This is a genomic window from uncultured Gilliamella sp., from assembly GCA_945271295.1.
Taxonomy (GTDB): Bacteria; Pseudomonadota; Gammaproteobacteria; order Enterobacterales; family Orbaceae; genus Gilliamella.
In genome coordinates this window covers 25,672-36,528 of sequence record CALYPG010000028.1, presented here as the reverse complement: position 1 = coordinate 36,528, position 10,857 = coordinate 25,672, and the positions used below count along the sequence as shown (strand labels likewise).

Sequence of the window (10,857 nt, the reverse complement as noted above, 5' to 3'; positions counted from 1 at the left end):
ACTGACTAATTTATCCTCAAACGGCAAAGTCTGGTTTATTCATCCTGTGGCGATGGTGGGATATTTTCCAGTTAAAATAAAACTATGGCATGAACCTTTAGAATACCCTCAAAGGACTTATTTTAGCTCAAACAAGCAGGCGTTTTATTGGAATGGCGCTTTTGGCTTTGTAAGAAATGAGGGTACTAAAGTACATACAGGTTTAGATTTATTTGCAAGAGTTGGTACACCATGTTTTGCGTGTTTAGATGGTGAAATCGTACAATATGCAGGAGAAGGTGGATATGGAAATGTATTAGTAATAAAAGTTAAAGGTGATGATTTACGCGCATCAAGAAATGAATATTCACTTGAATTTACTGAAAAAACAAAAAAAGAAATAGTACAAGCCAATAATTTTAATATAAATCGTGAGTATTTTTATTTACGCTATTGTCATTTAAGTAATAAACGTGCTGATTTAAATATCGGTGATGAGATTAAAGCAGGCGATTTAATTGGTTATACTGGCGATACCGGTAATGCTAAAGGATTTTGTAACCCTCACTTACATTTAGAAATCGCAATGTATCAAAACAATAATGTAAGTTATAAGTTTGAAGGCAAAAAAAAGATAAAATATAGCTTAGCCTACAAAATCAACCCAGCATTCTTTGTTAATTTACAACCAATAGATCAAGATTTACAGAAAAAAGTAAAAGCGCGAAGGCTGAAAAAAGAGGAATAAAAAAAGACAGCGAGAAAAGTGAAAGCTAAAAAACAATGTATAAAAAAATAAAGCAAGGAATAATCCAATGAATTTTATCAAGTCTATTTTACTCATTATATTATTAATACCCACAATTAGTCATGCCATTATCTATATTTACACAGGTAATATTGGGCAAAATAAAGCCGAATTTTATTTTGATGATTTGTATACAATTTACTTAGATAATAACGAGTATCAAGTCAAAAAATTAAGTTCTATTGGCAAAAATAATGATGTATATAAGTTTAAATCTTATTACGTAACCTCTCCTGAAGAAGTGATAGATGAAGTATTTATTAAAAAATTGGATAGTGACACTTTTTATGATCTCAAACATAATTATCAACAACTGACCGGAAATACCCTTAGTGGCAATAAAATAGATTTACATAAAATATTTGAATATGACATCTACAATAAAAATAGATTAGATGAAGCAGAATTTAACAATATCGATTTTTTACAAGAAAATAGTACTAAAGACTTTTACTTTAAATTGGTGATATCTAAGAAGAAAAAAGAAGCCGCAAAAATTGTTAGTATCAAAGTCCTTAGCAAAAAAGATGGTCGTCTTATTCAAACCATTACTGGCGTAAAGGGAGGTGTTTTTGAATCTTTTACACATATTACAACCGGAAACGATGATTATAATTTTGATGATGATAATAATGATTTTAGTATTGGCTCGTTATTATTTAATGGACGTGGTGGGGCGAGAGTGATAGCTGAATATTATAGTTATGACAAAAAACAAAAAAAATATGTCAAATTAAATCTTAAAGGTAATGATATTCGCCTTGATTCTAAAACAAAAACTGCCACAGACTATAAGTTATGCTTCAGTAGAAAAACAGAAGGCAGAATAGAGCTAAATGATACCTTTCAATATATGGGTAACAATCACTATAAACAAATCAAAACACAATGCCAATATATAGAATATTTAGAGAACGGTAATAAACAAAGAGCATGTACTTCGCAAGAGATAACCAATTGTCGAAGAAGTTTAGATGATGATGATAATGATGATAATTATTATGATATTTATGATGAAGATTAATCGCGGTGAGATAAGTAATTAGCGATTTATAAATAATAGTCGCATCAATTAATATCGATTTAGGTATATAACTTGGGCGTAAAAGAATTTTCATTGATATTGTTATCATATTTCAAAATACATCGATAGATTATTGGAAAAAATTTCCGTTATCACTGGACAAATTACCCAAAGCGACAGAAAACAATACCGTATACTATCCCCGAACATTGTCAATTGATACATTAAATCAGGATAACACTCTGGCGGTTGATGAAAAATATGTAAATTGGGCATGTGTTACAGCTGGGAATAAGTATGGTTTACCGATAAAAGGCTGGGTAAATATCGAAAAAGATGCCCAGGAACATATAAAACGCGTGACCCCCTGGCATTGGTCAGGATTTAATACCATAGAGGAGAAAGCGACGGTTGGTGAATTATCCAGTAAAACGGGAAAGAATAAAGTGGTTAGTTTGGATTTGGAAGACTACACACCCGTAATGTCGGCATTACACCGTATCTTAACGCAATCAACATTATATTCAACGCAACGTAAAAAACCACTTCCGCCTTTTACTTATGAATATTTAAAGGAAGGTTTACGCAGAAGTTGGACAGCAGAGCAGATAGGGCATTTACTATTAAAATATGAAAGTGAATGGTATGCCGATGAAGCATTAAGTAAATGGAATGAGATAGATGAATTATTTGAAGAAGAAAAACAACAACAAAAGGATATTATAGAAAAGCTGTTGATTGAGCATAATATAACCAAACCTAATGAACGAGAATATGCATTTGAAAAACTCGATGAAGCGCACGAAAATGTCAAATCAAATTGGCAAATTGAAAAAGAGCAACGCATCAAACCATCACTGTGGTGGAAAAAAGTTGCAGAGGCACAAGTAACAAACAATAATCAAACCACCAACGCCAATACCCCAAATAACTCAAATACGCCCAAACTGACTAATTTATCCTCAAACGGCAAAGCGTGGTTTATTCATCCGGTGGCGATGATGGGTTATTTTAATGTTTTAAGTATTGTTACTTACCATATTTACCATGACGGTAAAATCGAAAAACATTTTCCCAAAAAGATAACAAGTGGATACGAGCAAAAATATAAATATGTTTATCATGATAAAAATGATAATGAACATGAAATTTGTATTTGTGAATGGCATACCATTAAAAAGAAATTATTTGTTAATAATCCTACCGGAAGATATACATATCCAAATCATGGAACAGTTCAAGAGAATAAAACCGTTGTTAATGATGGCTATATAAAATCAAGAGCTAAATATACCAATGGCGATATTCATGAATGGATAAAAACAGAATCAGGGGTTAGTATTTATCAAAGACTAACTATGACTAATGGTGATATAGCTGAATATGGGTATCATTCTAAAACATTAGGAAATGTATGGAAATTATACCAACAACAGGAAGAAGAAGCACAATTAATCAGAATTCCTGATAGTGTTAATTATGTAAATGATGATGTAATTATCAAATATGAACTTCAAGAAACTTTTCGAAAATATACCAATCCAGATGTTATGGCTGGTTTTATAGGGGCATTAGCAGAGATAAAAGAAAACATCATTGTAACTGGTAGTGCTTATGAACAGGGTTCTTGTTTTCCTAGCTCATTACATATTAATGGTGAAGCTATTGATACTCTTTATTTTAGTAAAAGTACTGATTCAAAAAAACGACAAAAAGATAAAGATTTTATCAATGCATTATACAAATTCCATTTTCAAAACTTTAGAATAGGCAGTAGTTATAAAAAGATTTTTGAAAAAATGCCTGGATATATAAATGGTAAAGAATTACATGACTCTCATTTACATACCGAAAATTTTGAACATAATTCGATAATTGAAGTTAGTTGAATAAAGATTTAATAAGGATATAGATATGTCAATAAAAAAAATTTATGTATACTTTATTATATATTTTTTTCTTTTAATAAATTATGGTTATGCAAATGAAGCTAAACAAACTTGGTATTTTTATAAAGTCTCAAAAAGTACAGCTTATGGTGAAACAGCAGAAACCAGAGATAATTTATTACAGAAAAGAGAAAATCTAATTGAACAGTTTGCTAACACAATAATTGTATTGACAAACAATAATCTAAAAATCGATAATCAATGCTCACTTCAATACTCTATTAAATTTATTACACCCAAAACTTATTGGAATTCAATTGAAAAAAGTAAATTATATAAAAACCTTTTTATTAAAGAAAAATCACCTTTAAACCAAAAAATGGATGTTATTACTTATAGTAAAGCAAATATAAATAAATCCTGCCCTAAAAATTTAAATAACCTCATAAAAAACAGCGATTATTTAATTGCCACGACAGAAGAAGGATATTTGATTTTCTTTTCTAAACAAGCTGATAAAAAACAATTATCAAGCCAATATAAAGGACAACATCATCCAATCAATTTATTGGGGCATCCAATGATTAAAGATAAAAGTATTATTGATCTAATTAATAAACAATGTAATTTCTTTGCAGATGAAGATAAATCCTTAAAATATGGCGAATGTATAACGGACGAATTATCACTTTTTTATGCTCGTATTTTAGAAAAAATTGAGAATAATAAAATAGAAATTTATCAAGATGGGCAATATAAATATTATTTAGCTTCCCCAAAAATATCTAAAGAAAACCTTTCAAATGAGTATAGATTATTTATTGAAAAAGATAATAACGTTATTGATAGTTTAACTTTATATGGTTTTGACTCATGTGAATCAAGTATAACTTACCGATATTATTATATCGATGAAAAATTAAAAAACATATGGCTATTGGAAGTGTCTAGTTTTGAGAATTCACCACTTGTAGAGAAAGGAACTTACTATGAGACTAGCGTAGTTGATTATTGGAAGCATTATCAAATTGATGAAGGCAAACATTTCAAATTAATTGAATCACTGGAATGTAATTATAAATTTGAAAGCGTAAACAGTGATGCACCGACTAGCTGGCAGTGTAATTAAGCCTTAAGAATTTATATTGCCAATTATCTATATAAAAATGAATGTCTTAATAAAGGTCATTGTTTATGAAACTAAATTTATCTGTACTGTTCTTTTTTTGTTGTCTTATTTCTCTTAATGCGAATGCTGAAGTTAGGAATAATCCCATACATTTAAAAAACCAAAATAAAGAATTATTAAAATACCAAGGTGATAAACATATCGCAAGCAAGAATTTTGCAAAGAAAATAGATGACTCCTGTAAGATAGCTCATCCTTTTGGTGGAACGAATGAAATAAAAAAATGCCTATTGTCAAAAATAACTTTTGGTTATGTAACAACAATTGACAACATGAAGTTAAATGAAAAAGTATACTTGCCTTCAATAAATGGGATTAATGTGTTTTTAGAAAAAATAAAGCAGATAGATACATCAAATGTTAGTGATGAAAACATTGTAGAACTTAAATTGTTTACAAAAATAAATGATCAAATAAACGATAGTCTCACCATTTATTATGTGAAAAATGATTACGGTGCTTTTTATGTAGAGTCTCAATATTATTATATAGATAAATATATTTATATTTTAAAACTTGGCTCTGATGAAGATGGATCAATAGTTAAATTCTGGAAAAAATATTCAATCAATGCCAATGGGAAATTTAAATTAGAGGATTCATACAATTGCCACTATGAAAATAAACTTGATAAAAATATATGCCACTAGTTCTTAAGTTATGTGATAAATTTAATAATACAAATACGCTGCGATTTAACCTCTTTATCATGATAAAGAGGATAATCAATATGAGAAATTTAATTTATATACCAATTATTTTGTTAATTACAATATTCGCAGTATCCAATAATAAAATCGTAAGTGCGCAAGACAAAGTTATTTTAATAAATGATAGTTTACATGGGGAAAAATTGTTATCGAGTAAAGAGTTTATGTTATCTATAAATAATACTTGTCACGATAATTCTGACTTATGTACAGTTACTAAGATAAAAAAAAATTATTATCTTCAATTTAATGGACTGACTAATGATGAAATAACCATTTCAAAACTAAAAAATGATATAGAGTTAAAATTAAAAAAAGAGAAAAACCAAAATCAATTTTTTCTAAAAATAGAATTAATATCTTATAAAAATAAAGTGAAAGTAGATTCTGTAATATGTTATGAATATATAAATGATCCAAGTAATGTTTTAGCTACAGAAAAATTATATTATTTAAATAATTATTATTTATGGACATTAGATTTCACTTATGACTTAGAATCAACAACGGCTGATAGCTGGAATAAATATAAAATAAATACTCAATCAGGTAAATTTGAGTTAGTAGATAAATTGGTTAGCAAATACTAAATTAATTTATAAATTGAAATAATGTGATTTTTGGATTTGCCACAGCAAATGCCCAGAAACATATAAAACGCGTGACCCCCTGGCATTGGTCAGGATTTAATACCATAGAGGAGAAAGCGACGGTTGGTGAATTATCCAGTAAAACGGGAAAGAATAAAGTGGTTAGTTTGGATTTGGAAGACTACACACCCGTAATGTCGGCATTACACCGTATCTTAACGCAATCAACATTATATTCAACGCAACGTAAAAAACCACTTCCGCCTTTTACTTATGAATATTTAAAGGAAGGTTTACGCAGAAGTTGGACAGCAGAGCAGATAGGGCATTTACTATTAAAATATGAAAGTGAATGGTATGCCGATGAAGCATTAAGTAAATGGAATGAGATAGATGAATTATTTGAAGAAGAAAAACAACAACAAAAGGATATTATAGAAAAGCTGTTGATTGAGCATAATATAACCAAACCTAATGAACGAGAATATGCATTTGAAAAACTCGATGAAGCGCACGAAAATGTCAAATCAAATTGGCAAATTGAAAAAGAGCAACGCATCAAACCATCACTGTGGTGGAAAAAAGTTGCAGAGGCACAAGTAACAAACAATAATCAAACCACCAACGCCAATACCCCAAATAACTCAAATACGCCCAAACTGACTAATTTATCCTCAAACGGCAAAGTCTGGTTTATTCATCCTGTGGCGATGGTGGGATATTTTCCAGTTAAAATAAAACTATGGCATGAGCCTTTAGAAAATCCACAAAGGACTTATTTTAGTTCAAACAAGCTGGAGTATTATTGGAATGGTGCTTTTGGCATGGTTCGTACATACTCCAATGGCGCAAAGAAAGCTCATACCGGCTTAGATTTATTTGCAAGAATTGGTACACCATGTTTTGCGTGTTTAGATGGTGAAATCGTACAATATAAATCAGAAGGTGGATATGGAAATGTATTAGTAATAAAAGTTAAAGGTGATGATTTACGTGCATCAAGAAATGAATATACGCTTGAATTTAGTGAAAAAGGTGAAATAGAGCAATCCGATAATTTTGATATAAATCGTGTGTATTTTTATTTACGCTATTGTCATTTAAGTAATAAACGTACTGATTTAAATATCGGTGATGAGGTTAAATCAGGCGATTTAATTGGCTATACGGGTGATACCGGTAATGCTAAAGGAGTTTGTAACCCTCACTTACATTTAGAAATCGCAATGAATGCAACGAGTAACACAATAAAAGATGGTACACCAAATGGTAAATTAGCTTTCAAAATCAATCCGGCATTCTTTGTTAATTTACAGCCAATAGATCAAGATTTACAGAAAAAAGTAAAAGCGCGAAGACTGAAAAAAGAGGAATAAAAAAAGACAGCGAGAAAAGTGAAAGCTAAAAAACAATGTATAAAAAAATAAAGCAAGGAATAATCCAATGAATTTTATCAAGTCTATTTTACTCATTATATTATTAATACCCACAATTAGTCATGCCATTATCTATATTTACACAGGTAATATTGGGCAAAATAAAGCCGAATTTTATTTTGATGATTTGTATACAATTTACTTAGATAATAACGAGTATCAAGTCAAAAAATTAAGTTCTATTGGCAAAAATAATGATGTATATAAGTTTAAATCTTATTACGTAACCTCTCCTGAAGAAGTGATAGATGAAGTATTTATTAAAAAATTGGATAGTGACACTTTTGATGATGGTCCAGAATGATCCTCCTAACGTCTACTACGGAATTTGTACCTATCCTTAGGTTTTAATCCTTAAGGGGTGGTAATCAATAAGTAATCTTACGTAATGTAAAATGGGTATGATTTTGTTTAGCTTTTAAACAATAGGATTTAGTCCAGTCACCATTTTCATTATAGTCATAAAATGAACACTCTATAGTTGGATCGGAAGATTTGTCCATTACTTTGCGAGTATTAATTATAATTTTATTAAGTCGCTGCTGTTCATCATAGAAAAATTGTTTTGTTTGTTTAAGCAATAACTGTTGTTCCCATAAAATGTCAGAAGTAATTTTTTGGATTTGTTGTTTGTCGTAAGCAATAGTTATGATTGATGTCATCAAACTAGGATTAGTGGTGCGTGTAATCTTTATTAATCTGTTTTGGTCATCATAAGTACCCAGCCAAGTCATGCGCTGGTCTAAACTTTCTAATTTGCTAATATTATTGTGGTTATCAAATTGCATATCGAAGTTAGACGGTAGTTGGTTATCATCACTGTTTGTCATAATGGTTTTAGCGGCTTGATAATCAATAATCATTTTTGATTCAGTGATTTTGTCATCTTCGCTAAATTGATGCGTTTTTGTCACTTCTTTAGTTTCTATTAATGTTAAAAAACCATCGGCATTAGTATTTATAATCCTCTGATCACTCCCGATAATGGTTTGTTTGCTGATTATTTTGGAATGAGGCATATATTCAAATGCATCAAAAAACACATAATTGTTGATAAGGGGAGTAGGGTGCTGGGGTTCACTTTGCTTACATGCTGATAACAGCATTAATAAACAGGCAACTAACGTTATTCTTACCATTTTGGTACACCTTATCAATAATATTTTAGCGTGCGTAATTGAAATTTACTGGTTTTGTTGTTGGTGTCAAGACAATATAATTTAGTCCAGTCACCGTATTGGTTATGATCATCATAAACACAGGTTTCTTGTTTATCGGGCGGTTGCTGGTTATTAAGTTCTTCATCTGGTGCCCCCATGCCAGAGTAATAAGTATATTCAATGCTTTTATGCAATTGTTTTTGATTATTATAGAAATATTGTTTTTGTCTAGATAAGACCCGGAAAGATTTGCTTTCATCATTATCATTAACATCAAATTTTTGGCGTATTTCTAAGGAAGTTTTGCTCAATAGATCATCTTGATAAACAAATTGACTTATAAAAAAATGAGGCGCATTGCCAAAAGTTGAATTTACCACTTTTATTACTCGCCCTTGCTTATCTAAGGTTACTAATAGTTTTTTATTAGTTTGAGAATCTTCCATTGATACAATGTTGTTATGATCATCAAAATTGATTGTATATTGGTAATTCTCCCCCCTAACATTATAGCTGTATGTTTGCTTTGCATAATTAACACTAAAATTTAAATCAGCAGAAGTATATGATTGAAAGAGTCCATCGGTATTGCCAGTAATTGTTTGTATATTACTCCCTTCTAAAGTCTGGTTTTTTATTGGCTTAGAGTGTGGAGCAAATTCAAAATCAAAAATAGTCAAATAGTTATTCATTGTATAGGTACTATTTATCTGATTATGGTCACAGCCTGATAATGTCAAAACCATGCCCGCCAAAATGATTTTTTTAAATGCCATTGAAGCTTACCTTTATCCTCTAAATCTTAGTTAGTTTTTAGTTATTATTGCTGACTTTACCTAAAACAATAACGTAAAATGGCATAAAAGTCTTTATAAATCTTCAATCAAATGTAACAACTCTAATCTAACAATTTCTACTATTATTAGCAGAACCCCCATTTTCTATTGGTTACAATTTTTATATGACTAATTGGCATATTGATATAATTTTTTTATATTTGGTGATTGCTAATCCATCTTTATAATGAAGCAATCATCAATATTTTTAATTGGCTTACACCATAATCAACACTTAAGTATTAAGGAGAAATAATGAAAAAATACTTTAATCTTGTCGTTCTTATGCTTTTGGGGTTGACTTTGGTTGCCTGCGAGCAAAATTCCACTTCGTCGCCAACAGCGCAAGCGCACAAAAAAGAGATTATAGTGGGTATGCCGCCAAGCATGCACAACATCTTAATGGAACGAGTAGTGAAACCGGAATTAGAAAAGCAAGGCTATACCGTTAAACTGGTTAACTTTAGTTCTCTGCGCGATGCTAATACTGCTTTAGTTGAAGGTAGTATTGATATGAATGCCGCACAGCATCAGGCTTATTTGGATGTCTATAATAAAGAAACTAATAATGATTTAGTTTCGCTAGTTCATATTCCATCAATTTCAGCAGCTTTATTCTCACAATCTCACCATTCAATTAATGAAGTTGCACAAAGACAAACCGTTGTGATCCCTAATGATCCTTCTAATGCTGCACGAGCATTATTGTTATTACAAAAATTGCATTGGATCACTTTAAAACCGCAAGCACAGTCAGGTACAGCAAGTTTAGATGATATTGCCGATAACAAATATAACTTACAATTTAAAGCTGTATTGTCTGAACTTATCCCTCGAATATTGGGCGAAGTTGATTATGCGATTATGCCTGGTGGGGTAGCATGGCTAAGTAAAGTGCCGGCCGAAAATGCCTTAGTTCAAGAACAATTATCACCAAATTTAGAACTCATGGTGGTGTTAAAAAAACAGAATTTAAATACTGAGTGGGCTCAAGATGTTAAACAACTTTACCAATCCGCACAACTGAAGCAATTTATCAACGAAGCTCCCGAAGCAAAAGGTCGATTTATTTGGCCGCAGCAATAGTTAATTATTATAGAATTTTTATAAAATATCCTAATTATTTAATTAGGATATTTTATCATTAGGATTTGTTTGATTTATCTTGTTGGTATGCCTTACTTCTTAATTAAATCCACTCTAATAGAGCGATATTGTAAATACCCCCTAAAATAG

The 10,857-nt window shown here is 30.4% G+C and carries 11 protein-coding genes; 9 read left to right on the top strand and 2 right to left on the bottom strand.

The window, feature by feature from the left end:
* The 8 genes from Q0K76_RS11505 to Q0K76_RS11470 form a co-directional block, all read left to right on the top strand.
* Positions 1 to 727 (top strand): M23 family metallopeptidase (locus tag Q0K76_RS11505; RefSeq protein ID WP_294615816.1); only part of this gene is annotated, 727 nt, incomplete at its 5' end.
* Between the two features lie 67 nt (positions 728 to 794).
* Positions 795 to 1,811 carry a hypothetical protein gene (locus Q0K76_RS11500; RefSeq protein WP_294615815.1) on the top strand — a complete coding sequence of 339 codons (1,017 nt, stop codon included), beginning with the start codon at positions 795 to 797 and terminating at the stop codon, positions 1,809 to 1,811.
* Positions 1,812 to 2,020: 209 nt separating this feature from the next.
* Complete coding sequence (locus tag Q0K76_RS11495; protein WP_294615814.1) at positions 2,021 to 3,700, top strand: hypothetical protein; 1,680 nt, start codon at positions 2,021 to 2,023, stop codon at positions 3,698 to 3,700.
* Between the two features lie 25 nt (positions 3,701 to 3,725).
* The gene (locus tag Q0K76_RS11490; protein ID WP_294615813.1) at positions 3,726 to 4,829 is read left to right on the top strand and encodes a hypothetical protein; all 1,104 of its coding nucleotides are present in this window, start codon (positions 3,726 to 3,728) and stop codon (positions 4,827 to 4,829) included.
* Between the two features lie 65 nt (positions 4,830 to 4,894).
* Entirely contained in the window at positions 4,895 to 5,539 is a 645-nt protein-coding gene (locus Q0K76_RS11485; protein WP_294615812.1) for a hypothetical protein, read from the top strand.
* A gap of 80 nt (positions 5,540 to 5,619) precedes the next feature.
* On the top strand, positions 5,620 to 6,189 hold the full coding sequence (locus Q0K76_RS11480; protein ID WP_294615811.1) for a hypothetical protein: 570 nt from the start codon (positions 5,620 to 5,622) through the stop codon (positions 6,187 to 6,189).
* Between the two features lie 23 nt (positions 6,190 to 6,212).
* Positions 6,213 to 7,565 (top strand): M23 family metallopeptidase, encoded by a 1,353-nt coding sequence (locus Q0K76_RS11475; protein WP_294615810.1) that lies wholly within the window; start codon positions 6,213 to 6,215, stop codon positions 7,563 to 7,565.
* Between the two features lie 67 nt (positions 7,566 to 7,632).
* Positions 7,633 to 7,929: a hypothetical protein gene (locus Q0K76_RS11470; RefSeq protein WP_294615809.1), complete on the top strand. Its 297-nt coding sequence runs from the start codon at positions 7,633 to 7,635 to the stop codon at positions 7,927 to 7,929.
* A gap of 64 nt (positions 7,930 to 7,993) precedes the next feature.
* Here the strand turns inward: Q0K76_RS11470 and Q0K76_RS11465 are convergent, their stop codons facing one another.
* Together Q0K76_RS11465 and Q0K76_RS11460 are read right to left on the bottom strand one after the other, a co-directional pair.
* The gene (locus Q0K76_RS11465; protein WP_294615808.1) at positions 7,994 to 8,764 is read right to left on the bottom strand and encodes a hypothetical protein; all 771 of its coding nucleotides are present in this window, start codon (positions 8,762 to 8,764) and stop codon (positions 7,994 to 7,996) included.
* Positions 8,765 to 8,778: 14 nt separating this feature from the next.
* Positions 8,779 to 9,561 carry a hypothetical protein gene (locus Q0K76_RS11460; protein ID WP_294615807.1) on the bottom strand — a complete coding sequence of 261 codons (783 nt, stop codon included), beginning with the start codon at positions 9,559 to 9,561 and terminating at the stop codon, positions 8,779 to 8,781.
* Positions 9,562 to 9,876: 315 nt separating this feature from the next.
* On the opposite strand from Q0K76_RS11460, the gene Q0K76_RS11455 reads away from it, so the two are divergent.
* Positions 9,877 to 10,707 carry a MetQ/NlpA family ABC transporter substrate-binding protein gene (locus tag Q0K76_RS11455; protein WP_294615806.1) on the top strand — a complete coding sequence of 277 codons (831 nt, stop codon included), beginning with the start codon at positions 9,877 to 9,879 and terminating at the stop codon, positions 10,705 to 10,707.
* Positions 10,708 to 10,857: the final 150 nt, after the last annotated feature.